22 protein-coding genes are annotated in these 24,772 nt (G+C 70.4%); 12 read left to right on the top strand and 10 right to left on the bottom strand.

What is annotated here, in order from left to right:
* Positions 1–100: 100 nt before the first annotated feature.
* The 3 genes from ACIBK0_RS28760 (at position 101) to ACIBK0_RS28750 (ending at position 3,881) form a co-directional block, all read left to right on the top strand.
* Positions 101–1,069: an ATP/GTP-binding protein gene (locus tag ACIBK0_RS28760; RefSeq protein ID WP_399086089.1), complete on the top strand. Its 969-nt coding sequence runs from the start codon at positions 101–103 to the stop codon at positions 1,067–1,069.
* Positions 1,070–1,162: 93 nt separating this feature from the next.
* Positions 1,163–1,768: a TetR/AcrR family transcriptional regulator gene (locus tag ACIBK0_RS28755; RefSeq protein WP_399086086.1), complete on the top strand. Its 606-nt coding sequence runs from the start codon at positions 1,163–1,165 to the stop codon at positions 1,766–1,768.
* 76 nt (positions 1,769–1,844) lie between these two features.
* Positions 1,845–3,881 carry a HelD family protein gene (locus ACIBK0_RS28750; protein WP_399086083.1) on the top strand — a complete coding sequence of 679 codons (2,037 nt, stop codon included), beginning with the start codon at positions 1,845–1,847 and terminating at the stop codon, positions 3,879–3,881.
* A gap of 1 nt (position 3,882) precedes the next feature.
* On the opposite strand, the gene ACIBK0_RS28745 is transcribed toward ACIBK0_RS28750, so the two are convergent.
* The 3 genes from ACIBK0_RS28745 to ACIBK0_RS28735 all read right to left on the bottom strand — a co-directional run bounded on the left by ACIBK0_RS28745 (position 3,883) and on the right by ACIBK0_RS28735 (position 6,705).
* A complete protein-coding gene (locus ACIBK0_RS28745) occupies positions 3,883–4,548 on the bottom strand; it encodes an SDR family NAD(P)-dependent oxidoreductase (RefSeq protein ID WP_399086080.1) in 666 nt (221 codons plus the stop codon).
* Positions 4,545–5,432 (bottom strand): nitroreductase/quinone reductase family protein, encoded by an 888-nt coding sequence (locus ACIBK0_RS28740; RefSeq protein WP_399086077.1) that lies wholly within the window; start codon positions 5,430–5,432, stop codon positions 4,545–4,547. The genes ACIBK0_RS28745 and ACIBK0_RS28740 overlap by 4 nt, the downstream gene beginning before the upstream one ends.
* Positions 5,433–5,817: 385 nt before the next feature.
* A complete protein-coding gene (locus ACIBK0_RS28735) occupies positions 5,818–6,705 on the bottom strand; it encodes a sigma-70 family RNA polymerase sigma factor (RefSeq protein WP_399086074.1) in 888 nt (295 codons plus the stop codon).
* 106 nt (positions 6,706–6,811) lie between these two features.
* Here ACIBK0_RS28735 and ACIBK0_RS28730 point away from each other — a divergent pair, with 106 nt between their 5' ends.
* Positions 6,812–7,591, top strand: coding sequence for an SDR family oxidoreductase (locus ACIBK0_RS28730; protein ID WP_399086071.1), 780 nt, complete (start codon positions 6,812–6,814; stop codon positions 7,589–7,591).
* Positions 7,592–7,708: 117 nt separating this feature from the next.
* A complete protein-coding gene (locus tag ACIBK0_RS28725; RefSeq protein WP_399086068.1) occupies positions 7,709–8,266 on the top strand; it encodes a GNAT family N-acetyltransferase in 558 nt (185 codons plus the stop codon).
* 191 nt (positions 8,267–8,457) lie between these two features.
* On the opposite strand, the gene ACIBK0_RS28720 is transcribed toward ACIBK0_RS28725, so the two are convergent.
* Together ACIBK0_RS28720 and ACIBK0_RS28715 are read right to left on the bottom strand one after the other, a co-directional pair.
* Positions 8,458–10,845, bottom strand: a complete 2,388-nt coding sequence (locus ACIBK0_RS28720; RefSeq protein WP_399086065.1) for an ATP-binding cassette domain-containing protein — start codon at positions 10,843–10,845, stop codon at positions 8,458–8,460.
* Between the two features lie 631 nt (positions 10,846–11,476).
* Positions 11,477–12,214 carry a VOC family protein gene (locus tag ACIBK0_RS28715; protein WP_399086062.1) on the bottom strand — a complete coding sequence of 246 codons (738 nt, stop codon included), beginning with the start codon at positions 12,212–12,214 and terminating at the stop codon, positions 11,477–11,479.
* A 180-nt stretch (positions 12,215–12,394) separates the two neighbouring features.
* On the opposite strand from ACIBK0_RS28715, the gene ACIBK0_RS28710 reads away from it, so the two are divergent.
* From ACIBK0_RS28710 to ACIBK0_RS28700, 3 genes are all read left to right on the top strand, one after another.
* Complete coding sequence (locus tag ACIBK0_RS28710; RefSeq protein WP_399086059.1) at positions 12,395–12,907, top strand: helix-turn-helix domain-containing protein; 513 nt, start codon at positions 12,395–12,397, stop codon at positions 12,905–12,907.
* A 98-nt stretch (positions 12,908–13,005) separates the two neighbouring features.
* Positions 13,006–13,629, top strand: coding sequence for a hypothetical protein (locus ACIBK0_RS28705; RefSeq protein ID WP_399086056.1), 624 nt, complete (start codon positions 13,006–13,008; stop codon positions 13,627–13,629).
* Positions 13,630–13,763: 134 nt separating this feature from the next.
* Positions 13,764–14,102, top strand: coding sequence for a DUF2516 family protein (locus tag ACIBK0_RS28700; RefSeq protein WP_189186484.1), 339 nt, complete (start codon positions 13,764–13,766; stop codon positions 14,100–14,102).
* A 91-nt stretch (positions 14,103–14,193) separates the two neighbouring features.
* On the opposite strand, the gene ACIBK0_RS28695 is transcribed toward ACIBK0_RS28700, so the two are convergent.
* The 3 genes from ACIBK0_RS28695 to ACIBK0_RS28685 all read right to left on the bottom strand — a co-directional run bounded on the left by ACIBK0_RS28695 (position 14,194) and on the right by ACIBK0_RS28685 (position 17,984).
* Positions 14,194–15,522, bottom strand: a complete 1,329-nt coding sequence (locus tag ACIBK0_RS28695; protein WP_399086053.1) for a PP2C family protein-serine/threonine phosphatase — start codon at positions 15,520–15,522, stop codon at positions 14,194–14,196.
* Between the two features lie 286 nt (positions 15,523–15,808).
* On the bottom strand, positions 15,809–16,894 hold the full coding sequence (locus tag ACIBK0_RS28690) for an NlpC/P60 family protein (RefSeq protein WP_399086050.1): 1,086 nt from the start codon (positions 16,892–16,894) through the stop codon (positions 15,809–15,811).
* Positions 16,895–17,171: 277 nt separating this feature from the next.
* Entirely contained in the window at positions 17,172–17,984 is an 813-nt protein-coding gene (locus ACIBK0_RS28685) for a class I SAM-dependent methyltransferase (RefSeq protein WP_399086047.1), read from the bottom strand.
* 420 nt (positions 17,985–18,404) lie between these two features.
* Between ACIBK0_RS28685 and mshA the strand changes: the two genes are divergently transcribed.
* The 3 genes from mshA (at position 18,405) to ACIBK0_RS28670 (ending at position 22,095) form a co-directional block, all read left to right on the top strand.
* Positions 18,405–19,742 carry a D-inositol-3-phosphate glycosyltransferase gene (gene mshA, locus ACIBK0_RS28680; RefSeq protein WP_399086044.1) on the top strand — a complete coding sequence of 446 codons (1,338 nt, stop codon included), beginning with the start codon at positions 18,405–18,407 and terminating at the stop codon, positions 19,740–19,742.
* On the top strand, positions 19,735–20,235 hold the full coding sequence (locus tag ACIBK0_RS28675; protein WP_399086041.1) for a YbjN domain-containing protein: 501 nt from the start codon (positions 19,735–19,737) through the stop codon (positions 20,233–20,235). The genes mshA and ACIBK0_RS28675 overlap by 8 nt, the downstream gene beginning before the upstream one ends.
* Positions 20,236–20,361: 126 nt before the next feature.
* Entirely contained in the window at positions 20,362–22,095 is a 1,734-nt protein-coding gene (locus ACIBK0_RS28670) for a glycosyl hydrolase family 28-related protein (protein ID WP_399086038.1), read from the top strand.
* Here the strand turns inward: ACIBK0_RS28670 and ACIBK0_RS28665 are convergent.
* Positions 22,074–22,886 carry an AraC family transcriptional regulator gene (locus ACIBK0_RS28665; RefSeq protein ID WP_399086035.1) on the bottom strand — a complete coding sequence of 271 codons (813 nt, stop codon included), beginning with the start codon at positions 22,884–22,886 and terminating at the stop codon, positions 22,074–22,076. The genes ACIBK0_RS28670 and ACIBK0_RS28665 overlap by 22 nt on opposite strands.
* A gap of 49 nt (positions 22,887–22,935) precedes the next feature.
* Between ACIBK0_RS28665 and ACIBK0_RS28660 the strand changes: the two genes are divergently transcribed.
* Positions 22,936–23,370 carry a DUF2000 family protein gene (locus ACIBK0_RS28660; RefSeq protein ID WP_399086032.1) on the top strand — a complete coding sequence of 145 codons (435 nt, stop codon included), beginning with the start codon at positions 22,936–22,938 and terminating at the stop codon, positions 23,368–23,370.
* On the opposite strand, the gene ACIBK0_RS28655 is transcribed toward ACIBK0_RS28660, so the two are convergent.
* Entirely contained in the window at positions 23,367–24,659 is a 1,293-nt protein-coding gene (locus ACIBK0_RS28655; protein WP_399086029.1) for an MDR family MFS transporter, read from the bottom strand. The two genes, ACIBK0_RS28660 and ACIBK0_RS28655, sit on opposite strands and share 4 nt — an antisense overlap.
* Between the last annotated feature and the right edge of the window lie 113 nt (positions 24,660–24,772).

Below are 24,772 nucleotides of genomic sequence, written 5' to 3'. Positions count from 1 at the left end.
GGTTCAACACAGGGGCCAACGGGGGTATTTGGTGTCCGAAGGAACGCCGTCGTCGCTCGGCAGCAGGGTAGCCGCGGGCTGGGCGCGCTCGGAGAGTGTCGTGACCAAGGTCGTGCTCCTGGTCATCGCCGCCGTCGGACTCGTCGCGCAGTTCGTGAAACCGGTGGGCGACGCGCTCGAAGGAAAGGCGTTCCTCGGTGGGGCGCTGCTCAGCTTGGTGGGATACGTGCTGTACACCGAGGTGCAGCGGCTGAACGAGGCACACGGCGTCCAGCGAGAGGGCACGGAAAGCCTCCAGGCCACGGTCCGGCATCTCGACGAGGGCGTCCAGCACCTCAATGAGGAGGTCCAGCAGCTGAACGAGGAGCGGCGTTCGGGGCGGCGGGACCTGGTGACTCCCGATGACCTGAAGGCCGAGTTCGAGAAGGCGCTCGAGGTGGGAGGCGACGTACGCTTCGCCGCGATGGGTTTCACCGGCGAGACCTTCGCCAGACCTGTGGAACGGATACTGGAGAACATCGCCGAGAACCCTCAACGCTCCGTGCACATCAGGGTCCTCGTTCCGGACTTCACCCGGCGGATAGAAATGCCCGGCCTCATCGGAGCGGACGGCAAGGTCACGGACGCCCCGGTTTTCCGGGAGAGCCTGGTGCAGCAGATCCAGAGCTACGAGGCCCTGCTGAAGCGGCAGAAGGGCAGAATGTGGCGCAAGCGGCAGGGGGACCTGACCGTGGAATTCCGCGTGATGCACATGTCGCCCTCGCTCAAGCTCTATCTCATCAACAATGACCAGGTCTTCGAGGGCATTTACGACAAGATCGAGCTGCGTCACGGTGAGTACGACTCGGGAGACCTGGCGGGGGATCTGGCCGGGGAGCCGAGCGAGGCGTCCGGCGGCCAGATACTGGATCTTCTGGGATACGACTCCCTGCTGACCCGCTGGAGCTGGGACGACGACGAGCGGGCGCGCGAGATCGTCGCCCGGCGGCAGAAGCTGTTCGACACTCTCTGGAATGCCGCGCGTGCTCTGCCGACGGGCTCCGGGAACAACGGGCCGAGGGCCTCCTAGGCAGAACTGGCGGCCCGGATGGGGACTCTGTCAGCACGCCCCGGTCTTGGTCGACGTCAAGCGCCGGTCCCGTCGGTGCGTAGGCTCGTGGTCATGGATGAGATCGGACTGCGTGAGCGCAAGAAGCAGCGGATGTACCAGGCCGTCTCCGACATCGCGATCGGGCTCTTCCTGGAGAAGGGGTTCGACGCCGTGTCCGTCGCCGAGGTCGCCGCGGCCGCCGAGATCTCCAAGCCGACCCTCTTCCGGTACTTCCCGACCAAGGAGGACCTGGTCCTGTACCGGTTCGCCGATCATGAGGACGAAGCCGCGCGTGTGGCTGTGAAGGGCCCCTCCCCGGTGGAGGCGCTGCGGCGGCATTTCCTCGACGGGCTGGAGCGGTGCGATCCCATCACCGGGCTCAATGACCACCCGAATGTCCTCGCCTTCCAGCGGCTGCTCTACGGGACGCCCTCGCTGGTGCCCCGGATGTACGCGTATCTGGAGCGGTCCGAGGCCGCCCTCGCCGAAGCGCTCGGCGGTGACCTCGGCGCCCGGCTCGCCGCCGGGCAGATCATCGCCGTACAGCGCATCCTCGGACAGGAGAACTGGCGGCGGATCGCGGGCGGCGAAGGGGTCGAGCAGGTACGGGCCGACGCCGTTGCCGCGGCCGAGGAGGCCTTCGCGCGATTGGGAGCGGGCCTTCCGCAGTATGCGTAAGTACGCGTAGCCCCCCGGCCGGCGTTACCGAGTTAAAAATGTAACTCGGTAACGTTATTCAGTTATCCTTGACGGCATGACGTCACCCGACCCTGCCCTCAGCCGTTCCCTCGCCCGCGAACGCACCTACCACGACACCTGCCGCGCCGCCCTCGCCGCCATGGTCGCCGGTGCCGAGGAACAGGTCGTCACCGGCGAAGACGTCTCCGCCTCCGGTGCCGACGCCGAAGTGCTCGGATACCGGCTGCGCAGCCAGGCGAAGGAGCTGCACGAGCTGCCCCGGGGGCCGTTGTTCTTCGGCAAGCTGGGATTCGGGCGGGATGCCGGGGCGGCCGGCGAGCATGCCGGGCAGAGCTATCACATCGGCCGGCTGCGGATCACCGAACATCCCTCCGCCCCGCCCCTGATCGTGGACTGGCGCGCCCCCGTCTCGCGCGCCTTCTACCAGGCGAGCGCCCGCGACCCGCAGGGCGTCGCCGTGCGCCGGCGGTTCGGTTGGGCTCCCGGCAGCCACGGCGACTCGGCCGACCTCACGGGCCTGGAGGACGAGTACATCGGCACGGGTCACGAGCCGGACAGCCGCATCCTCGCGAGCGAGATCGAGCGCCCCCGGGTCGGCCCCATGCGCGACATCGCCGCGACCATCCAGCCCGAACAGGACGAGCTCGTACGAGGTGATCTCGCGGCCTCGGTCTGTGTGCAGGGCGCCCCCGGCACCGGCAAGACGGCCGTCGGCCTGCACCGGGCCGCGTACCTCCTCTACACGCACCCGCAGCGCATCCGGCGCGGCGGTCTGCTGATCCTCGGCCCCAACCGCACCTTCCTCTCGTACATCTCGGAGGTTCTGCCCGCGCTGGGCGAGACGGGCGTGCGGCAGTCGACCGTCGGGGACGAGATCGCCCGGCACCCGGTGACAGGGGAGGACGACGAGCGCGCCGCCGTCGTCAAGCACGACGTCCGTATGGCGGAGGTGTTGCGCCGGGCCCTGTACGGGAACATCGGCAGCCCCGCCGACGCCCTCGTCGTACCGGACGGCTCGTACCGCTGGCGCGTCCCGGTCGACGAACTCCGCCGCATCGTGGACGGCGTACGGGCCGAGGAGCCCCCTTACGCCGTCGGGCGCGAGCGCGTGCGGACGCGGGTCGTGCGCCGTATGCAGGAGCGGGCCGAACGGCGCGCCGTGCCGTGTACGAACGCCTGGCTGCAGACGATCTCCCGGGCCCGGCCGGTCGGTGCGTACGTCGACGCGGTGTGGCCCCGGGTACGTCCGGAGGAGCTCGTCGCTCAACTCCTCACCGACGCCGATGCGCTGGCGGCGGCGGCCGAGGGGCTCCTGGACGCGGACGAGCAGAAGGCGATCCTGTGGGTCAAGCCGCCGCGGTCGTGGAAGTCGGCGAGGTGGTCGGCCGCCGACCTTGTCCTCCTCGACGAGGTCGCCGGGCTCATCGAACACCCTGAGGGATACGGCCACTTGGTCATCGACGAGGCGCAGGATCTGTCGCCGATGGAGTGCCGCGCGATCGCGCGACGGGCGTCGTTCGGGTCGCTGACCGTGCTCGGCGATCTCGCGCAGGGCACGACTCCGTGGGCCGCGCGGGAGTGGGGCGAGGTGCTCGGGCACCTGGGGAAACCGGACGCCGCGGTGGTACCGCTGACGACCGGTTTCCGGGTGCCGGGCGCCGTCGTCGAACTGGCCAATCGGCTGTTGGGGAAACTGGACGTGGAGGTCACGGCCGCTCAATCCCTGCGCAGCGACGGAGAGTTGAGTATCCGGTCGGTGTCCGACGTACTGGCCGCGACCGTCGCCGCCGTGCGCGGCGCGCTCACCCACGAGGGCTCCATCGGGGTGATCACCGCCGACGCGGATGTCGCAGGGGTGCGGGAGACGCTCGGCGCCGCGGGCATCGCGACGGCGGGCCCCGACGAACTGGGCGCGCGCGTCGCGGTGGTGCCCGCGGGACTGGCCAAGGGACTCGAGTACGACCATGTCATCGCCGTCGAACCGGCCGCCGTCGCGGAGGCGGAGGCACGCGGACTGCACCGGCTGTACGTCGTCCTGACGCGGGCGGTGTCGCGGCTGGACGTGGTGCACGCACGCCCTCTCCCTTGGTGAGTCACCAAGGGACGGGCGCGCCGTCGCGGAAGAAATCGCCGGTGGGACCGTCGTCCGGGAGGGTGGCCGTCCGTACGACGCTCACGGCACCCTCCTCGACCGGACGGCCGCCGGGCGCGCCCATGTCGGTGTGGACCCAGCCCGGGCAGACGGCGTTCACCAGGACCCCGTCGGCACGCAGTTCGGCGGCGAGCATGCGGGTGAGCGCGTTGAGACCCGTCTTTGTCACGGAGTGGGACGGGGTGCCGCCGCCCATGCCCGCCAGGGACGCGGCCTCGCTGGAGACGTTCACGACACGCGGGTGCGCGCTCGCGCGCAGCAGGGGCAGCGCCTGGATCAGCCGCCAGGGACCGTACAGATTCGTCTCGGCCGCCTCGCGTACGACGTCCAGGTCGGCGGTGGTCGCGCGCTGCCAGGTGTCGTACGTGATCGCCGCGTTGTTGATCAGGACGTCGAGGGCGTCGACGTCCCGGGCGGCCGCGGTGATGTCGGCCTCGGAGGTGAGATCAAGGCGGAGGGGGCGTGCGCTCGGGCCGACATATCGCGCCGTCTCCTCGGCGGCCTCGGCCGACCGGGCGGTCACGAGCACGGTGTGGTCCGCGGCGGCCGGCTGCCGGGCGACCTCACGGCCGATGCCTCGGTTGGCGCCGGTGACGAGAGCGATCACCGCGACACTCCCGGTGAGGCCCCCTGGGGTGTGAGGAGGGGGATCAACTGTTCTTCCTCGTATGTCAGATGGGCTTCGAGCTCGCTGGTGAGGCGTTCCACCTGGGAGAGTACGCGGCCGGGGTCCGTGTCCTGCGGATCCTGGGCGAGGGCGCGGCGCAGCTCTTCGAGAAGCTCGGCGATCCGCTCGTGCTCCTGGCGCAGTCGGTCCAGGGCCGGAGCGAGTGCGGGATGGCGGTCGGCGAGGAGCGGGAAGATGCCGAGTTCCTCGCCGGTGTGGTGGTTGTGGAGGCCCTGGCAGAGGGTGAGGCAGTTGACGCGGAGCTGGGCGCCGAGGAAGGCACCGGTGGTGCCGCTGACGCCGGCAGCCGTGAATTCCGTGCGGATCAAGGCGAGTTCATGCCGGAAGACGTTGTGGGCGACCAACAGGTGCTCGGCCATGGAGCCGGCGTTGATCTTCGGCGGGCCGTCCTTCGGGATCGGGTGGAGGGCGACGACCGGGATCACGCGATCCGTCTTCGCCTGGTACTCCGCCCAGCCCGGATCGGCCTCGATGGCGCGGGCGAACACGGCGTCGCGTTCGGCGCGTTCGAGGACGACGGCCTGGGCCTCGTAGGTGAAGAGCCCGTCCTCGACGGTCAACCGGGGGTTCGCGACGAGGTTGTGGAACCAGTCGGGATGCTGGGGCGCGCCACCGGCCGACGCGATGACGAGCACCCGCTCGCCGCCGTCGGGGTAGAAAGCGACAGGGGTCGTGTGCGGGGTCCCCGTGCGCGCCCCCGCGGTCGTCAGCAGGAGCAGCCGCGCTCCCTCGAAATAACCACCGACGCGTCCGTTGTTGGCGCGGAATTCTTCGATGACCTGCTCATTGAAAGGATTCGGCATTCGCTGCTTTCTTGTTTTTCGGACAGGGGGAATTGCCGCGGGGCGAATGGGGTGCGAAGGGCGCGCCGCGGTACTGAACGTGTGCGTGCGTGAGGGCGCGTGGTGTCCCGAACAGGGGGTGCGCGCATGGAAGTCGTACGGGGGCGCAGTACGCGGAAGGCATACGCGGAGGCCGTACGAAGAAGGCGTACGAAGAAGGCGTACGAAGATGTCGTACGAAGAAAGTGCGGGCGGGGCTCTACCCCGCCCCGGCCTCACTCGGAGGCCGGGCAACCAACTCGCTCACGGCACAGGGCCGACCCGGCAGTCATGGGCGCAACGCTAATGCCAAGTACGGCCTCAATGCAATGCGATATTCCTTGCCCGAGCGATTTCGAGCATGTTTTCAGGAATCCAGGGCGGCGACTTCCAGTTCAGCGAGGCGGTCCGGGTCGGCGATGACGTCGATCCCGGTGATGCGGCCGTCGTCCGCGAGGGTGAAGGTGAGGACCAGGCGGAGCCGGCCGAGGGGAGCCATGGCCAGGCCGACGGTTCCGTCGAGGAGGGCGAGGCCGGTGAAGCGGGCGCGGCCGACGGCGGCCATCGCGCCCTTGGCGACGGTGGTCGCGCCGCTGACGACGACCGGTTCGGGGGTGGGGATGACGGACCTGTCGGCGTGCAGGACGACGTCCGGGTGGAGAAGGGCGACCAGCGCGTCGAAGTCACCGCCGCGGGTGGCGGCCAGGAAGGCTTCGACGACCCGCCGCCGGCGGGTGAGGTCGGCCTCGGGCAGGGGCGAGGCGCCCTTGACGCGGCGCCGGGCGCGGCTCGCGAGCTGCCGTACCGCGGCCGGGGAGCGATCGAGCATCGGGCCGATCTCGTCGAAGGGCACGGTGAACATGTCGTGCAGGACGAAGGCGAGCCGCTCGGCCGGGGAGAGCGTGTCCAGTACCACCAGCAGCGCGACACCGACCGAGTCGGCGAGGACCGCTTCCTCTTCGGGGTCGCCGCCGCCCTCCGGGCTGACGGCCGGGTCGGTGAGGCGTGCGTCGAGGGGTTCCTCGCGCTGCCGCTCGCGGGTGCGCAGCATGTTCAGGCACACCCGCGCCACGATCGTGGTCAGCCACCCGGCGAGGTTCTCGACGTCGTCGGTGTCGGCGCGGCCGGCCCGCAGCCAGGCTTCCTGGAGAGCGTCATCGGCTTCGCTCACCGAGCCGAGCATCCGGTAGGCCACCGCACGCAGATGCCTCCGGTGCTCCTCGAACCGCTCCGCCAGCCATGCGCTCTCGCCCACCGTGTCACATTCCTTCTTCGCCGGGTGTCAGAGAAGTAGAACACCGAGAACCCGCTGCGGGGACAGGGATTTCGCAGGTCCGGTCCCCACCACCATGGGAGTAGTCATGACGTCCACCCCGTCAACCATCCTGGTCACCGGCGGCACCGGCACGCTCGGGAGCCTCGTCGTCCCGCTGCTGCGGGAGGCCGGCCGCGACGTACGGGTGCTGAGCCGGCACGCCCGCGAGGTCGCCGACGGCGTCGAGTACGTGGCGGTCGACCTGCTCAAGGGTGAAGGCCTCGAGGCCGCGTCGGCCGGGGTCGACACCGTCCTGCACCTCGCGGGCGGCCCCAAGGGCGACGACATCGCGACGCGGAACCTGGTGCGGGCCGCCCGGTCCGCCGGCGTACGGCACCTTGTGTACATCTCGGTCATCGGGGCGGACCGGGTCCCGCTGGCCTGGCTCAGGTCCAAGCTGGACGCCGAGCGGGCCATCGCCGAATCGGGGGTGCCGTGGACGACGCTGCGGGCGGCCCAATTCAACGAACTGACGCTGAAGATGGTGCGGACGATGGCGAAGATGCCGGTCTTCCCGGTCCCGGGCGGCCTGCGCCTCCAGCCGGTCGACGCGCGCGACGTCGCGGCCCGCATCGCGGAACTCGCCCTCGGCAGCCCGGCCGGCCTGGTGCCCGACCTCGCGGGCCCCAAGGTCTACGGCCTCGGCGACCTGGCCCGCGGCTACCTCGAGGCCCACGGCAAGCGCCGCCCGATGATGCCGGTCCGCATCCCCGGCAAGGCGGGGCGCGCCTACCGCGCGGGCGACAACCTGACGCTCGACGGCGCGGAGATCGGCAAGCGGACGTGGGAGGACTTCTTGGCGGAGCGGGTGAGGCAGGCGCATTGATCACGAGCGTTGCTGACAGCGGCCGGCCGCCCCTCACCCGCGTCAACAACCCTGCGGGTCAATGCACCTGGCGCCGCGACACAACGGGGTGGGCCCGGTGGTTCCTATGATCACCCCATGATCGAAGGCAAGTTGGTACGGCTGCGGGCGCTGCGCGCCGACGACCTGGACGCCCATGTCCGCTGGCGCAACGACCCGGAGGTGGTGCACTGGGCGACCGGCGGCGACCCGCTCTTCGGCCCGGTCACCCGCGAGGCGGTGGCCCACTTCTACGAGGCCCGGCTGCGCGACGACCCGCGCCTGCAGGCCACGTTCACCGTGGAGGACCTGGCCGACGGCCGTGCGATCGGCATGGTCGACTACCGCGACCTCGATCCGTTCACCGGCTGCGCGACGGTCGGCATCACCATCGGCGAACGCGACCGCTGGGGCGGTGGCTACGGCTCCGAGGCCCTCCACCTCCTCCTCGGCCACCTCTTCGGCCCCCTGCGCCTGCACCGCATCGACCTGGACACCTGGAGCGGCAACGAACGTGCCCTCCGCGCCTTCCGGGCGGCCGGCTTCGTCGAGGAGGGGCGGCGAAGGGCCAGTGTGCGGGTGGGGGACGAGTGGTACGACAGGGTGCTGTTCGGCCTGCTCAGGGAGGAGTGGACGGCACACGGCGACAGGCCTTAGCCGGCGGCGGTAGGCGCTGCCCGCTGGAGGGCGGGCAGCCCCTGCACAACAAGGCGGCCGACCTCGCTCCACATGCCCCTTCGGGTTCGGGTCGGCTTCGGGTCGGCTTCGGCATCGGGCTCAGCCTCAGCCTCGGCTTCGGCCTCAGCTTCGGCTTCGGCCGACGCCGAAGCCGAGAAACCCCTGAACGATCACGCGCCGACGTAGGTCGCGAGGTGCTCGCCGGTGAGGGTGGAGCGGGCGGCGACAAGGTCGGCGGGTGTGCCCTCGAAGACGATCTTGCCGCCGTCGTGGCCGGCGCCGGGGCCGAGGTCGATGATCCAGTCGGCGTGCGCCATGACCGCCTGGTGGTGCTCGACCACGATGACCGACTTGCCGGAGTCGACGAGACCGTCGAGCAGGCCGAGCAGCTGCTCGACGTCGGCGAGATGGAGGCCGGCGGTCGGCTCGTCGAGGACGTAGACGCCGCCCTTCTCGGCCATGTGCGTGGCCAGCTTGAGCCGTTGCCGCTCGCCGCCGGACAGCGTGGTGAGCGGCTGGCCGAGGCTGAGGTAGCCGAGCCCGACGTCGGCGAGCCGGCCGAGGACGCGCTGCGCGGCCGGCGTGTGCGCCTCGCCGCTGCCGAAGAACTCCTCGGCCTCGTTCACCGACATCGCGAGCACCTCGCTGATGTCGCGGCCGCCGAGGTGGTACTCGAGCACCGACGCCTGGTACCGCTTGCCCTCGCACTCCTCGCAGGTGGTGGCGACGCCGGCCATCATCGCCAGGTCGGTGTAGATGACGCCCGCGCCGTTGCACGTAGGGCAGGCGCCCTCGGAGTTGGCGCTGAACAGCGCCGGCTTCACGCCGTTGGTCTTCGCGAACGCCTTGCGGATCGGGTCGAGCAGTCCGGTGTACGTCGCCGGGTTGCTGCGTCGGGAGCCCTTGATGGCTCCCTGGTCGACCGACACCACGCCCGCGCCGGCCGGGATCGAGCCGTGGACGAGAGAGCTCTTGCCGGAGCCCGCGACGCCGGTGACGACACAGAGCACCCCGAGCGGGATGTCGACGTCGACGCTCTGGAGGTTGTGGGAGGTGGCGCCGCGGATCTCCAGCGTGCCGGTGGGCTTGCGCACCGTCTCTTTGAGGGCGGCCCGGTCGCCGAGATGGCGGCCGGTGACGGTGTCGCCTGCCCGCAGCCCCTCGACGGTCCCCTCGAAGCAGACGGTGCCGCCCGCCGTACCGGCCCCGGGGCCGAGGTCGACGACGTGGTCGGCGATCGCGATCGTCTGCGGCTTGTGCTCCACGACGAGCACCGTGTTGCCCTTGTCCCGCAGCCGCAGCAGCAGGTCGTTCATCCGCTGGATGTCATGGGGGTGCAGACCCGTGGTGGGCTCGTCGAAGACGTAGGTGACGTCGGTGAGCGAGGAGCCGAGGTGGCGGATCATCTTGACGCGCTGCGCCTCGCCGCCCGAGAGCGTGCCCGCCGGCCGGTCGAGGGCGAGGTAGCCGAGGCCGATCTCCACGAACGAGTCGAGACTCTGCTGCAGCGCGGTGAGCAGCGGCGCCACCGTCGGCTCGGCGAGGCCGCGGACCCATTCGGCCAGGTCGCTGATCTGCATCGCGCAGGTGTCGGCGATGCTGATCTTCTCGATCTTCGAGGACCTGGCCCCCTCGCTGAGCCGGGTGCCGTCGCACTCGGGGCAGGTGGTGAAGGTGACCGCCCGTTCCACGAACGCGCGGATGTGCGGCTGCATCGCCTCCTTGTCCTTGGAGAGCATCGACTTCTGGATCCGCGGGATCAGCCCCTCGTAGGTCATGTTGATGCCCGCGATCTTCATCCTGGTCGGCTCGCGGTGGAGGAAGTCGTGCAGCTCTTTCTTGGTGTACTTGCGGATCGGCTTGTCCGGGTCGACGAAGCCCGACTCGCTGTAGAGCCGGGAGTTCCAGCCGCCCCCGGTGTAGCCGGGGACAGTGATCGCGCCTTCGGTGAGCGACTTGGAGTCGTCGTAGAGCTGGGTGAGGTCGATGTCGGAGACCGCGCCGCGGCCCTCGCAGCGCGTACACATGCCGCCGGTGCGGGTGAAGGTCGCCTTCACCGCCTTCTTGGCGCCGCGCTCGACGGTGATCGCGCCGCTCGCCCGGACCGAGGGGACATTGAAGGCATACGCGCTGGGCGGCCCGATGTGCGGTTCGCCGAGCCGGCTGAAGAGGATGCGCAGCATCGCGTTGGCGTCGGTGGCCGTGCCGACGGTGGAGCGGGGGTCGGCGCCCATCCGCTGCTGGTCGACGGTGATCGCGGTGGTCAGGCCGTCGAGGACGTCGACCTCGGGCCGCGCCAGCGTCGGCATGAAGCCCTGCACGAAGGCGCTGTAGGTCTCGTTGATCAGCCGCTGCGACTCCGCGGCGATCGTGTCGAACACCAGTGAGCTCTTGCCCGAGCCGGAGACACCGGTGAACACCGTCAGCCGGCGCTTCGGGATCTCGACGCTGACGTCCTTGAGATTGTTCTCGCGCGCGCCGTGCACGCGGATCAGACCGTGGCTGTCGGCGCCGTCCGGCGCAGGCGACTGCGTGTCCGTCCTCGTGGCCATGCTCATCGTGTCTCCATCTGTCGGGCGGGCCGCCTGCGCGGTCTCCGTCGGCGCCGCCTGGCTCGATCTGACCGCTTCGAGCGTACGTGTGGTTCTGCTTCGCTTCGGCCCGTTGAGCCTTTTGTGCCCCTGCCACGCGGTGCCCCCGCAGAGGCGCCGGACCGGCCGGCGGCCCTGGGGAGGCGCCGGACCGGCCGGCGGCCCTGGGGAGGCGTCGGACCGGTCGGCGGCCTTCGCGCATCAGCTCGCGGTACGGCTGAGGGGTGCCGACCTCGCGGTGAGCACCTGGCTTTGCCGCCCGTCTTGGATCTCGGGCTCGCTGAGGCAAGCGGTCATGGATCTTCCGACGGGCAGAAGTGCCGTGGCGTGACCACTCAAGCCGTGGCGTGACCACTCAAACGGTGCAACAGCGGCTTCGTGGGGTGATCGCGTCGGTGGCTCATGGATCCGTGACCAAGACGCAGGTCATTCCGATCGTCAACACCAGCTACATGGACGTTGCCGAGCGAGCCGATCTCGCCCCGACACGCAAGCTCTCGCTGCCCGAATCGACCAAGGCGCCGCAGCGCAACCCACCCGGGGTCATGGCGCATGAGCAGACAGGGCTCACGTGTCGGGGTGTCGTCAAGACTCCGCGTCAGGACCGGGCGAGGACGCAGAACTCGTGGCCCTCCGGGTCGGCCAGGCACGTCCACGGGACGTCGCCCTGGCCGACGTCGAGATCGGTGGCGCCGAGGGCCCGCAGCCGGGCCACCTCCGCTTCTTTGTCGTCACCGGGGTCCGGCACCAGGTCAAGATGGACGCGGTCCGGCACGGTCTTCACGCCAGTGCGGAGGAACTCGAGATACGGGCCGACACCCTTGGCGGAGCGCCACACCGCATGATCGTCGGTCACCTCGTGCAGGGTCCAGTCCATCGCCTCGTCCCAGAACCGGGCCATGGCCCGCGGATCCGCGCAGTCGACCACCACCCGGGCGATCGGCCCGGTGTCCCGGTAGCCCTCCCGAGGCTCCAGCACGCAGAACTCGTTTCCCTCGGGGTCGGCGAGGACCGTCCACGGCACTTTGCCCTGGCCCACGTGGGCGGGCGTCGCACCGAGAGCCTTCAGGCGCGCGACCAACTCCGCCTGATGGGCCACAGAGGTGGTGGCGAGATCGAGGTGCACCCGGTTCTTCGTTGTCGTCTTGGGTTCCGGGACGGCAATGACGTCGACGCAGACGGTGACCGGGTCCAGCCAATCGAAGCCGACGGGTTGAGCGGCGGTCGCGCCGGGTTCCGCGCTGGTCACACGCCAGCCCAGCGCCTCCGCCCAGAACCCGCCGACCGCCGAGTCATCAAGCGCCTTTATGTTCACCAGGGCGGGTCGCAGCGTCATGCCGGCGATCCTATGCACCCGCTCTGCAACGACATCCGCAGATACCGTCGCCAAACGGAGATCAACTCGCTCACCAGCCGCAATGCTCAGCCGGCCAAGCAGACCGCCTGCGGCGTGGCGTAGCGCACTTTTGCAAGCGGGTGCTTGCAATTGTTAGCGAGGATGGGGCAAGGTGGGGGCATGGCATCGCTCAACGTCGGCAATCTTGGTGAGTATCTGCGGGAACAGCGGCGCAACGCGCAGTTGTCACTGCGGCAGCTCGCCGACGCCGCCGGGGTGTCCAATCCGTATCTGAGTCAGATCGAGCGCGGGCTGCGCAAGCCGAGCGCGGAGGTGTTGCAGCAGGTCGCCAAGGCGCTGCGGATCTCCGCCGAGACGCTGTACGTGCGGGCCGGCATCCTCGACGCCGAGCGGGACCGGGACGAGGTGGAGACGCGCGCCGTCATCCTCGCCGATCCCACGCTGAACGAGCGGCAGAAGCAGGTGCTGCTCCAGATCTACGAGTCCTTCCGCAAGGAGAACGGATTCGAGATCACCCCGGCGAGCGAGGACGTGCACGGCACCGAGGTGCACGGCACCGGCAGACGCACGGCTCAGGACATACCGGATGCCGAGCACCCCAAGGACACCGCCGTCCGCGGCCCCCGCACGGCCGACGGCAGCGATGCCGATCCGCAGCAGACCGCCAGTTGAAGAACAGCGCCAGCACCGCCAGAAGCTCCGCAGACCGGCCGGTCACACCGCGGATCACCAAAACCCTCAGCTGAAAGCGACACGGGAGGACCATCGCCATGGCCATCACCGACGACATCCGCAAGGCCGCCACGGACCCGACCCCGCTCTACTTCCTCGCCGGCACCGCCGATCTGGCCGTCCAGCAGGCCAGGAAGGTCCCCGGCATCGTGGAGCAGATCCGCGCCGAGGCCCCCGCGCGCATCGAGACCGTCAAGAACATCGACCCGAACGCCGTCCAGGAGAGGGCCGCTGCCCGCGCCAAGGAGGCGCAGGAGACCATCCAGGCCAAGGTGACGGAGTTCATCAGCACTCTCGACGCCGACCTCAAGAAGCTCGGCAGCACCCTCGACACCGACCTGAAGAAGCTCGGTGAGTCCGCTCAGGACTTCGCCCTGCGTGGTGTCGGCGTCGCCGCCGAGTACGCCGTCAAGGCCCGGGAGACGTACGAGAAGGTCGCCGAGCACGGCGAGCAGACCGTGAGGACCTGGCGCGGCGAGGCCGCCGACGAGATCGAGGAGCTGGCCGCGGCCGTCGAGCCGAACGCCGAGCCGGTCGAGGTCAAGGACGAGGGCAAGCCGGCCGAGGCCGCCGCCTCCGCTCCGGCGAAGAAGCCCGTCGCCAAGAAGGCCCCGGCAGCCCGCAAGACCACCGCCAAGAAGACGACTCCGCCCGCGAAGTAGGTCGTGGGAAGCAGGTCGTAAGCAACAACCAGGCCGCTTCGCCTTCCTGAGACGGGCCGGGCACTCTCAGAGTTCCCGGCCCGTTCTGCGGGTACGGTGGCCGTAGAGACGACTCGACTCGGGCGGTGGGCATTGTGCTGATGACGGCATTCGGCGGCCTCATGTGGCTGATCTTCACGGCCATGCTGGTGCTCGCCGTGGTGGCACTGGTGATGGCCGCGGTGGCCCGCGAGGACGCCTACCGCGCGGCCGACAAGCAGAACAAGATGTTCTGGCTGATCATCCTCGGCATCACGGTGGCGGTGAACCTCCTGGTGCCGATGCTCTTCCTGCAGATCGCGGGCCTGATCGCCACGATCGTCTTCTTTGTCGACGTCCGCCCCGCCCTGCGCCAGGTATCCGGCGGCGGCCGCGGCCGCCGCGGCGGAAGCAGCAGCGACGGCCCGTACGGTCCCTACAACGGCGGACGGTAAGACCAACCAGGCCAATACGGTCGATAAGGCCAATAAGGCCAGCGCAACCAACACGGCCAACACGGTCAACAAGCCCTGACGCGTACGGCGCTTACGGCGTCCTGTCCAGCAACAGCACCGCGACGTCGTCCGCCAGCTCCCCGCCGTTGAGCTCGCGCACCTCGCTCACCGCCGCGCGCAGCAGCTCCTCGCCCTCCAGCCCCTGTGCGAGCTGGCGGCGGACCATGTCCACCATGCCGTCCTGGCCGAGCCGCTCCTTGCCCTCGCCGATGTGGCCCTCGATCAGGCCGTCGGTGTAGAGCATCAGGCTCCAGGCGGCGCCCAGCTCCACCTGCATTCGCGGCCAGCGGGCGTGCGGCAGCAGGCCGAGTGCGGGTCCGTTGTTGTCGTACGGCAGCAGTTCCGCGGGCCTGCCCGGGCGGGCGATCAGCGGGGACGGGTGGCCGGCCAGGCAGAGCCCGGCGCGGCGGCCGTCCGGTGCTATGTCCACGGTGCAGACGGTCGCGAAGATCTCGTCGTTCTCGCGCTCGTGCTCCAGGACCTGCTGGAGCGTCGAGAGCAGTTCGTCGCCGCACAGGCCCGCGAACGTCAGCGCGCGCCAGGCGATGCGCAGCTCCACGCCGAGCGCCGCCTCGTCGGGCCCGTGCCCGCAGACGTCGCCGATCATCGCGTGCACGGTGCCGTCGGGCGTGCGGACGGTGTCGTAGAAGTCGCCGCCGAGCAGCGCACGGGAGCGGCCCGGGCGGTAGCGTGCGGCGAAGCGCAGCGGGGAGCCCTCCAGCAGCGGGGTCGGCAGCAGGCCGCGCTCCAGGCGCGCGTTCTCCTGGGCGCGCAGCTTTGACTCGGTGAGCCGTCGCTCGGCCTTGTCGGAACGTTTCCTCTCCACCGCGTACCGGATCGCGCGGCTCAGCAGCCGCCCGTCCAGCTCGTCGCGGAACAGGTAGTCCTGGGCGCCGACGCGCACCGCCTCCGCACCGCGCTCGGCGTCCCCGGACGCGGTGAGCGCGAGGACGGCGTGCCGCGGCGCGAGCCGCAGCACGTGCTTGAGCGTGGCCAGCTCGTCCTCGCCGCCGCCGGCCCGGCCGGGCGCGGGCAGCGCCAGGTCGAGCAGGATGCAGTGGACGTCGTCGGTCAGCAGCCGCTCGGCCTCGGTGAGGTTGCGGGCGGTACGGATCCGGATCGGCTTGCCTGCGGCGTCGAGCATTTCGGGCACGCTGAGCGAACCCGCCGGGTCGTCCTCGATGACCAGCAGGGTCAGGTTCGTGGTGCTGTCGACAGGGGCAGTGGTGCGGGGCGCCGGAACTGTCCCGGCGGGGCCGCCGGTCGAGACTCCGGATGGGCCGCCGGGTGAGAACGCGGCTTGAGCCTGACCACTTTCCACGGCCGGGATCGCTCTCTGCCGCGGTACGGGTACGGGCATCGTCTGGGTTCCTTCCCTCCCCCCGAGGGCGTGGCGGGCCGAAGGTCCTCGAGCCGCCGACGGGGACCATAGCGTCACCGGGTGCCGCAACGGAATGGTGTGCGGCACGACGTCCGGCAAACAGCCACCGTCATATGCCGCATCCTGTAACGCACTTGGACAGGATGCGGCTCCCTCCGGGATGACGAAGGTCACGTCCCTGGGGTTGCGTGGGGAGGGCAACCGTGCGATAGGTCACGTGGGGCAGGTCACGCGGCGCGCACCGACGCCGGCCACACGTGAGGCGTCACGCGTCCGGCCGGACGACCCCCAGAATCCGCATCGAACCCGCACCCGTGATCGTCACCGTGCGCCCGGGCCGGGGCGCGTGCACGATCGCGCCGTCCCCTATGTACATCCCGACATGGCTGGCGTCGTCGAAGTAGATGATCAGGTCGCCGGGGCGCATGTCCTTGATGTCGACGTGGGTGAGCTGCTTCCACTGCTCCTGCGAGGTGCGGGGAATGCCGTGTCCGGCGGACGCCCAGGCCTGTGAGGTCAGCCCCGAGCAGTCGTACGACCCCGGGCCCTCCGCTCCCCACTCGTAGGGCTTGCCGATCTGGTCGGTCGCGTACTTCACGGCCTTCTTGCCCTGCGCGGACGCCTTGCCGTTGATCTCCGCGAGGATGCCGGAGCTCAGCCAGGTCGTCTGAGCCTGGTAGGCCGCCTGCTCCTCCAGCTTCGCCAGCCGCTCCTTCTCCTTCTTCTCCAGCTGGGACTCCAGCTTTTCGGCGGCGGCGATCCGCTCCTTGATCTTCTTCTTGGCCTCGGCCTTGGTCTTGCGATTGGCCTCCAGCTTCTTCCACTGGGCGGAGGCGTCCTTCGCGTACTGCCGCAAGTCCTGCTGGGTGCGCGTCATCTCGGCGAGCAGCCCCTTGGTCGCGTGCTCGCCCTGTCGCACGCGCCCCGCGCCGTCCAGGAACTCCTGCGGGTCGTCGCTCAGCCACAACTGCGCCTGGGGCGGCAGCCCGCCGCCGCGGTACTGCGCACGGGCCGCGGCGCCCGCGCGGTCCTTCAACTTATCCAGCTTCGCCTGGCCCTTGACGATCTCGCGGGCCAGATCGACGATCGCGGCGGACTGCTTCTGGGCCTTCTCCTCGGCGGCGTTGTACGCGTCCGTGGCCACCGACGCCTCGTGGTAGAGCTTGTCCAGCTTCTTGCGGACCGCTTCGAGGTCCTTGTTGCTCACGGGCGTTGGTGTCGCGTTGGGGGTCCGGGTCGGTGTCGGTGTCGGGCTCGCGTACGCCACTGTGGGTGTCGCGAGCACCGCGCAGGCACATGCGCAGGCCAGGGCCATGGCCGCCGTGGTCAGGCTCCGCTTGCCGGATCCCATTACTCAGCCCCCAAACTGATTTACCGTCAGTAACTTACGGACGCCTGGGGGATCGTGCCATGTCGACGCGCAATGCGACAGAGGTGGGCAAGAACTCCCCTCTCTCGGCCCAATTCGACGCCGCTCCGTCGGCCTGACTCCCCACCCTCTCCGGCCCGCTCCCCTTCCGCTGCCCGGATCCGGCAAGACGATCTCCCCGCCTGTGTGACGAACCAGTCACGGAGATCGTTCCCCGCAGGTCAGGCCACCCCGGCCGGACATGTTCCTCGATCCGCGATCACGCGCGCGGCGCCAGGGCCTCCCAGCGCACCGTGACTTCGCCCTGCCGCCAGCGCGTCACACCGTCCGTGACCGGCCAGTCGGCGGTCAGCTCGCGGACCGTCCGGATCCAGCGCTGCCGGGCGCCGTACGAGGCGTAGGGCGCGGCGGCGGCCCAGGCGCGGTCGAAGTCGCGCAGGAAGGCGTGCACCGGCTCGCCCGGGACATTGCGGTGGATGAGGGCCTTCGGCAGGCGTTCGGCGAGGTCGGACGGGCGGTCCAGGGAGCCGAGGCGGGTGGCGAAGGTGACCGTGCGGGGGCCCTCCGGGCCGAGGGCGACCCATACGTGCCGGCGGCCGATCTCGTCGCAGGTGCCTTCGACGAGCAGGCCGCCCCGGGAGCCCCGGTCCGCCGGCGCGAGGCGCGCGCACAGGCGCTGCCAGACCTCGGTGACCTGGTCCTCGTCGTACTGGCGCAGCACGTTGGCCGCACGGATGAGGGCGGGGCTGCCCTGCACCGGTACCTCGAAGCCGCCGTGCCGGAAGGCGAGACCGTCACGCTCGTACGGGCGGGCGGCGGCGACTCGGGCCGGGTCGATCTCGACGCCGACCACGTGGGCGCGGGGGGCGGTGGTGCGCAGCCGTGTCAGCAGCTCCACCGCCGTCCAGGGGGCCGCGCCGTAGCCGAGGTCGACCGCCACGGGGGCGCTGGCGTGGCGTAGTTCGGCGCCGTGCGTCGCTGCGATCCAGCGGTCCATGCGGCGGAGGCGGTTGGGGTTGGTGGTCCCGCGTGTCACGGTTCCCACGGGGCGGGAAGCTGCGCGGGCTGTCATACGTACGAGGGTATGCGCCCGTTCGGGGGCACCCCTGCGCCGGTGTCGAGGCCGGGGGATTTCCGCCCCCTCCGCCGCTTGCCCGTCCCATCCCCGGGGCTCCGCCCCAGACCCCGTTCGCGCAGTTCCCCGCGCCCCTGAAGCAGTTCCCCGCGCCCCTGAAAAGGGGTGCGGGGAACTGCGGGAACAACCCCCACCCGCCCGCAGCCGAAAGGCTGGGTCGGGACGGGTAAGGGCGGAGGGGGCGAAAACACATCCACGCCGCCCCGCACGGCCCCACGCCCTCCACACTCGAACGGTTGAGCGATCACCGGTAATGATTCGGCAAAGAGGAAATGGAGCGGCGCCCTCCGGCGTTCCTGCTCTCGGAGGGCGCGTGCGTCCTGCGACCGGCATGCCCGCAGCAAGGAGGAACGCCACGTGAGCCAGTACGTCAGCAGGCTCGGGCGACGCTCCCCGGCGGCGTCCGCACGGCTCAGGCTGCACCGCAGGCCCCGTCGCGTGGCGATGCTCTCCGTGCACACCTCACCGCTGCACCAGCCCGGCACGGGCGACGCGGGCGGGATGAACGTCTACATCGTGGAGCTCGCCCAGCGCCTCGCCGCGATCAACATCGAGGTCGAGATCTTCACCCGGGCCACCACGGCCGCCCTGCCGCCGACCGTCGAGCTCGCCCCCGGCGTCCTCGTCCGGCACGTCGACGCGGGCCCCTACGAGGGCCTCGCCAAGGAAGACCTGCCCGCCCAGCTGTGCGCCTTCACGCACGGCGTCATGCAGGCCTGGGCCGGCCACCGCCCCGGTTACTACGACCTCGTGCACTCGCACTACTGGCTCTCCGGCCACGTCGGCTGGCTCGCCGCCGAGCGCTGGGGCGCGCCTCTGGTGCACGCGATGCACACCATGGCCAAGGTCAAGAACGCCGCGCTCGCGGAGGGCGACACTCCCGAGCCCGCCGCCCGCGTCATCGGCGAGACCCAGATCGTGCGCGCCGCCGACCGCCTCATCGCGAACACCGCGGAGGAGGCCGACGAACTCGTACGCCACTACGAGGCCGACCCCGGCAAGGTCGCCGTCGTCCACCCGGGCGTGAACCTGGACCGCTTCCGCCCGGCCGACGGCCGCGCCGCCGCCCGCGCCCGCCTCGGGCTCCCGCAGCACGCCCTGATCCCCCTCTTCGCGGGCCGCATACAGCCCCTGAAAGCGCCCGACGTGCTGCTGCGCGCCGTCGCCGTCCTGCTCGACGAGCGTCCCGAGCTGCGCGGCAACATCGTCGTCCCCGTAGTGGGCGGTCCCAGCGGCAGCGGTCTTGCCGAGCCCGAGGGGCTGCAGAAGCTCGCCGCGCGGCTCGGCATCGCCGACGTCGTGCGCTTCCGGCCGCCCGTCGGGCAGGAGCAGCTCGCGGACTGGTTCCGGGCGGCGTCGGTGCTGGTCATGCCCTCGTACAGCGAGTCCTTCGGGCTGGTGGCCATCGAGGCGCAGGCGGCGGGTACGCCGGTGCTCGCGGCCGAGGTGGGCGGGCTGCCGGTGGCGGTCCGCCACCAGGAGACCGGCTTCCTCGTCCCCGGGCACGATCCCGTCGACTACGCGCGCGTGCTGCGTGATTTCGCGGACGACGCGCGGCTGTCCGTCCGGATGGGCGCCGCCGCGGCGTGCCATGCGGAGCACTTCGGGTGGGACACCGCGGCCGCGGTGACGGCGGACGTGTACACGGCGGCGATGCAGGCCCACCGGCGTCGCGTACGCTCCCACCATGGCTGACGTACAGCAGGCGGCACAGGTCATCGAAGGGGTCCTCAAGGACGCCGAACTCGAATGGGAAAGCCCTGAGCCCGGCAACTACGTGGTGAAGCTCCCCGGCACCCGGAAGCTGTCGACGACCGTCTCACTGATCGTCGGCAGGCACTCGCTGTCGCTGAACGCGTTCGTGGTCCGGCACCCGGACGAGAACCAGGAAGCGGTCCACCGCTGGCTACTGGAGCGCAATCTCAAGCTCTACGGGGTCAGTTACGCGATCGACTCCCTCGGGGACGTCTATCTGGTCGGCAAGCTGCCGCTGGCCGCGGTCGCGCCGGACGAGATCGACCGCCTCCTCGGCTCGGTCCTCGAAGCCGCCGACGGCTCTTTCAACACCCTCCTCGAGCTCGGCTTCGCCTCCGCGATCCGCAAGGAGTACGCCTGGCGGGTGTCCCGCGGCGAGTCGACCCGCAATCTGGACGCGTTCACTCACCTGACTCAGCCTCCCGCCAACTGACCTCCCTCGGTCACTAATTAGCCGCTGCGCGACCCCTTCCCTGCCTGCGGCGCTCGTGGCATGCTCACCGCCGACGCAGATCTGAACGTCGTTCACATCCATGGAAACGATGGAAGGCGGACGGGTATGAGCACGGGCAGGGGTACGGGGATGGGCAACGGGCCTAGGGGCATCACCAGACGGCGCCTGCTCGGCAGCGCCACAGCCGTGGCGGCCGTCGCCGTGACCGGCGGAACGGCGACGGCCGCCGCATCACCCGCACAAGCCGCAGAGGCCGCGCAAGCGGCACAACAGGGTCAAGTCCCGGCCCTCTGGCACGAGTTCACCGGCACCCCCTTCACCCACCCGCAGATCCCGTACATCGGCAGGTCCGGCCGCGGTGGCGGAGCGGCGCGCTTCCCCCGCCGCCCCGTCGTGGCCGACGTACGCGACTACGGAGCCGTGGCGGACGACGGCACAACGGACAGCGCCCCCGCGATCAACCGTGCCATCGCTGCTGCCGGGAGGGCCGGCGGTGGCACGGTTCTCGTCCCACCCGGCACCTTCCGCATCGACGACCTGATCCGCATCGGGCACTCGAACGTCGTCCTGCGCGGCGCCGGCAGCGAACGTACGAAGCTGTACGCGACCAAGAACCTCACCGAGCTGATCGGCGTCTACGGATCCCGTTACGGCGGCGACAAGTCGTCCTGGTCCTGGGCGGGCGGGCTCGTCTGGCTCTGCCCGGCGGACCGTTTCGCGACGCTGACGACCGCCATCAAGGCCAAGGCCTGGCCCTTCGAGGGCTGGACCGGCAACAAGCGGGACGAGTGGGAGACGCTGACGACGGTCGCGCCCGCGCGTCAGGGCTCCTGGACGGTGACCGTCGCGGACGCCGAGAGGCTGCGGCCCGGCACACTCGTCCTCCTCCGCCTCGCCGACGACGCCGACCACACGCTCCTGGAGCACATGGCGGGTGGCGGTCCGGGCCCCGAGGCGTACTACTGGGACGACAAGACGAAACTGACGTCGTACGTCCCCTACGAGTGGCCCGTGCGCATCGCGCAGGTCCACGGCCGCAAGGTCACCCTCGAACGCCCGCTCCCGCTCGACATACGCCCCGAATGGGACCCGCGCCTGACCACCCACGTACGGGAGTTGACCGGCTCGGGGGTCGAGGGACTCACCCTGGAAGCGGTCGAGACGCCGCAGTCCCCGCACCTCCTGGACAAGGGATACAACGGGGTCGTGTTCCAGTGCGCGTACGACTGCTGGGCCGACGACATCGTCGTACGCCATGTGGACAACGGATTCGGTCTCGTCGCGGCCTCCGCCTGCACCCTGCGCCGTACGACGGTCGCGGGCCGCGGCTCGCACCACCCGTACTTCTGCCGCGAGGGCTCGCACGACAACCTCGTCGAGGACTTCACGATCGAGCAGCGCACGGTGCCGGCCCCCGCCGGCACCCAACTCCACGGCATCAACGTCGAGGGCCTGTCCTCCTACAACGTCTGGTCGCGCGGCGACATGCGGATGGGAACCTTCGACTCCCACCGCGGGCTGCCCTTCGCCAACGTCCGCACGGACATCACCGTCGACAACAACGGCCGTCACGGCGGAGACGCCAGTGCCGGCCCCCTCTTCGGCGCCCGCTTCACCCACTGGAACATCCGGGTGACCAACGGCCGCGCGGGCCTGATGAAGATCGACGGCCTCGCGCCCTACTCCGCCACCGTCGGCATCGACGAGGTGGCGGAGTTCGACCAGATCGACGTACCCGACTTCACCGGAGACCTGCGCTCCCGCCTGGAGCTGTACGGGACCACGGACGTCGTACGCCCGCGCAACCTGTACGACGCTCAGCGCGAGCTGGAGCGGTAGCGACCGGGGGAGACCCCCACCAGCCGCCTGAAGTGGCGCGTCAGATGGGACTGGTCGTAGAAGCCGGTCGCGGTGGCCACCTCGGCCGGTTTTCCGCCCTCCAGGAGGAGTCGGCGGGCGCGGTCGACGCGGCGGGACATCAGGTACTGGTGCGGTGCGATGCCGTACGCGCCGCTGAACGCCCGTACCAGGTGGGCGGGGTGGGCGTGCACGAGCGCGGCCGCCTCGTCGAGGGCGATGCCCTGGACGAGGCGCTCGTCGAGGAGTTCGCGCAGGCGGTGGGCGAGCGGGCGGTCGGCCCGCGTCTCCTCGGCGAGCCGAGGCCGCAGGTGCCCCCGCAGCCGCTCGGCGATCAGCGTCAGCCTGCTCTCGGCCTCCAGCTCGTCCCCGGGATGCGCGAGCACCGAGTGCAACTGCCCGACGCGGCGCCGCAGTACGGGATCCACCAGATCCGGACCGTCCACCGCGGGTCCGATGAGACTCTCGTCGAGCCGGCTCAGGTCGAGATACAGGACCCGCTTGCGAAAGCCGTGTTCGGTGACCGGCGACCCGTTGTGCGGGACGTACGGCGGCAGCAGCGACACCGTGTCGTGCGGCGTGCCGTGCTCATGCCGGTCGAGGTCGTACCGCACGGCGCCGTCGTCGACGATCAGCAGCGTCCACGCCTCGTGCACGTGCATGGGGTACGCGTACTCGGTGTAGTGGGCGTGAAAGACCTCCACGACACCCGGAACGCGCGGGCGCCACGCGGTGATCTCCCGCTGAGCGGCCTGATGGGCCTGAGGGGCCATGCAAAGAACGTACAAGACGACGTCGTACGGCGTTCGAGAGTCTCGACGCATGAACACCTCGACCCCTGAACCCATCCGCTTCGACACCAAGATCGCCGTCCTGCTGCGGGACGACCTGGAGCCCTGGCAGCGACTCAATGTGACCGCTTTTCTGGTCAGCGGGCTCGGGACGGTCCTTCCTGAGGTGATCGGCGAGCCGTACGAGGATGCCGACGGCACCCCGTATCTGCCGATGTTCCGCCAGCCCGTGCTGATCTTCGAGGGCGTGAAGGAGACCTTGACCGCCGCGTACGGCCGCGCGCTGTCCAGGGCGCTGCCGCGCGCGGTCTTCACGTCCGATCTGTTCGCCACGGGCAACGACCGTGACAACCGGGCGGCCGTACGGGCCGTGCCGACGGGGGAGCTGGATCTGGTCGGGCTCGCGGTGTACGGGCCGCGGAACGCGGTGGACAAGGTGCTGAAGGGGGCGCGGATGCATCCCTAGGGGGTGGCGGTGCCGACCTCGGTCTGCGCGGAGGCGGGGGCGGGGGTGGAGACGATGGCGGTGGCCGGCGCGGCCGTCGGCGTCGGCTCCTCCGCCGGAAGCCGTCGCATCAGCATGCCGTAGCCGAGGCCCGCCGCAGTGCCGACCACCGCGCACAGCCCCCACAGCCACTCCGCGCCGAACCGGTCGATGACCAGGCCGGACATCAGAGGCGCGATGAGTGCGGCGAGCGACCAGGACAGGGTGTACATGCCCTGGTAGCGGCCGCGGCCGTGCACGGGGGAGAGGCGGACCACCAGACCCGTCTGGGTCGGCGCGTTGACGATCTCGGCCAGGGTCCACACGCAGACGGTGAGGGCGAAGACGCCGACCGAGCCGGCGAAGGCGGTGAGCCCGAAGCCGTATCCGGCGAGCAGCGACGAGACGACCAGCAGTCGTCGCGGGTCCCGGTGCTCGATGAAACGGGTGACCGGGATCTGGAGCGCGACGATCAGGACGCCGTTGACGGCGATCGCCATGCCGTAGTCGGCCGGGGTGAAGCCCGCCTCGCCCATCGCGACCGGGAGTCCGACGGAGCCCTGCTGGAAGACGAGGGCGACCAGGAAGGACAGCCCGACGACGCTCATGAAGCGGCCGTCGCGCAGGACGGTGCCGAGGCCGACGGCGGGTTCGGAGGCGGCCCTGGCCGTGAGGGACGGCCTGGACTCGGGCAGCTTCGCGAAGACGACGAGCGCGCAGACGAGGGTCATGCCGGCCTCGATGAGGAATCCGGCGAGGTAGCTGAACTCGGCGATGAAACCGGCTGCCATGGAGGAGACGGCGAAGCCGAGGTTGATGGCCCAGTAGTTGAGGGAGAAGGCGCGGACGCGATCCTCGGGCCGGACGATGTCGGCCATCATCGCCTGCACGGCGGGCCGCGAGGCGTTCGAGGCCATACCCACCAGGAAGGCGACCGCGGCGATCGCCACCGGGTGGTGCATGAAGCCGAGCAGCGCGACCGAGGCGGCCGTCGACAACTGCGCGATGAGCAGGGTGGGCCGCCGTCCGAGCCGGTCGGTCATCACACCGGCGCCGAGCGAGGAGACGACACCGCCGAGCCCGTGCAAGGAGGCCACCAGGCCGGCGTACGAGGCGGAGTACCCGCGGTCGAGCGTCAGGTACAAAGCCATGAAAGTAGCGACAAACGCCCCAAGTCGGTTGACCAGGGTGCTGGTCCACAGCCACCAGAACTCGCGGGGGAGCCCCGAGACGGTCTCTCGGGCGGCGCGTCTCATGACGGTGAGTGGCATGGCTGGTCCCCCACGGGTGTCTTGCGGCCTTACGGGTGTAAGTGGCTCAGGCGGTGAGCACAACTTACGAGCCGGAGAGGCCGGGGAGCCACTCAATTAACAGAAGCCGTCAA

This window comes from Streptomyces sp. NPDC050564, assembly GCF_044457265.1.
Classification (GTDB): domain Bacteria; phylum Actinomycetota; class Actinomycetes; order Streptomycetales; family Streptomycetaceae; genus Streptomyces.
Note: the sequence above shows the minus strand (reverse complement) of the source record. Positions and strands in the feature narration are given on the sequence as shown.

What these genes read in the sequence shown, in the direction of transcription:
- ACIBK0_RS28705 (WP_399086056.1), top strand. Translation starts at nt 13,006, where the DNA reads ATGGCCATCACCGACGACATCCGCAAGGCCGCCACGGACCCGACCCCG.
- ACIBK0_RS28730 (WP_399086071.1), top strand. Translation starts at nt 6,812, where the DNA reads ATGACGTCCACCCCGTCAACCATCCTGGTCACCGGCGGCACCGGCACG.
- ACIBK0_RS28695 (WP_399086053.1), bottom strand. Translation starts at nt 15,522, where the DNA reads ATGCCCGTACCCGTACCGCGGCAGAGAGCGATCCCGGCCGTGGAAAGT.
- ACIBK0_RS28685 (WP_399086047.1), bottom strand. Translation starts at nt 17,984, where the DNA reads ATGACAGCCCGCGCAGCTTCCCGCCCCGTGGGAACCGTGACACGCGGG.
- ACIBK0_RS28750 (WP_399086083.1), top strand. Translation starts at nt 1,845, where the DNA reads ATGACGTCACCCGACCCTGCCCTCAGCCGTTCCCTCGCCCGCGAACGC.
- ACIBK0_RS28675 (WP_399086041.1), top strand. Translation starts at nt 19,735, where the DNA reads ATGGCTGACGTACAGCAGGCGGCACAGGTCATCGAAGGGGTCCTCAAG.
- ACIBK0_RS28710 (WP_399086059.1), top strand. Translation starts at nt 12,395, where the DNA reads ATGGCATCGCTCAACGTCGGCAATCTTGGTGAGTATCTGCGGGAACAG.
- ACIBK0_RS28655 (WP_399086029.1), bottom strand. Translation starts at nt 24,659, where the DNA reads ATGCCACTCACCGTCATGAGACGCGCCGCCCGAGAGACCGTCTCGGGG.
- ACIBK0_RS28690 (WP_399086050.1), bottom strand. Translation starts at nt 16,894, where the DNA reads ATGGGATCCGGCAAGCGGAGCCTGACCACGGCGGCCATGGCCCTGGCC.
- ACIBK0_RS28665 (WP_399086035.1), bottom strand. Translation starts at nt 22,886, where the DNA reads ATGGCCCCTCAGGCCCATCAGGCCGCTCAGCGGGAGATCACCGCGTGG.
- ACIBK0_RS28740 (WP_399086077.1), bottom strand. Translation starts at nt 5,432, where the DNA reads ATGCCGAATCCTTTCAATGAGCAGGTCATCGAAGAATTCCGCGCCAAC.
- ACIBK0_RS28725 (WP_399086068.1), top strand. Translation starts at nt 7,709, where the DNA reads ATGATCGAAGGCAAGTTGGTACGGCTGCGGGCGCTGCGCGCCGACGAC.
- ACIBK0_RS28755 (WP_399086086.1), top strand. Translation starts at nt 1,163, where the DNA reads ATGGATGAGATCGGACTGCGTGAGCGCAAGAAGCAGCGGATGTACCAG.
- ACIBK0_RS28715 (WP_399086062.1), bottom strand. Translation starts at nt 12,214, where the DNA reads ATGACGCTGCGACCCGCCCTGGTGAACATAAAGGCGCTTGATGACTCG.
- ACIBK0_RS28660 (WP_399086032.1), top strand. Translation starts at nt 22,936, where the DNA reads ATGAACACCTCGACCCCTGAACCCATCCGCTTCGACACCAAGATCGCC.
- ACIBK0_RS28670 (WP_399086038.1), top strand. Translation starts at nt 20,362, where the DNA reads ATGAGCACGGGCAGGGGTACGGGGATGGGCAACGGGCCTAGGGGCATC.
- ACIBK0_RS28720 (WP_399086065.1), bottom strand. Translation starts at nt 10,845, where the DNA reads ATGAGCATGGCCACGAGGACGGACACGCAGTCGCCTGCGCCGGACGGC.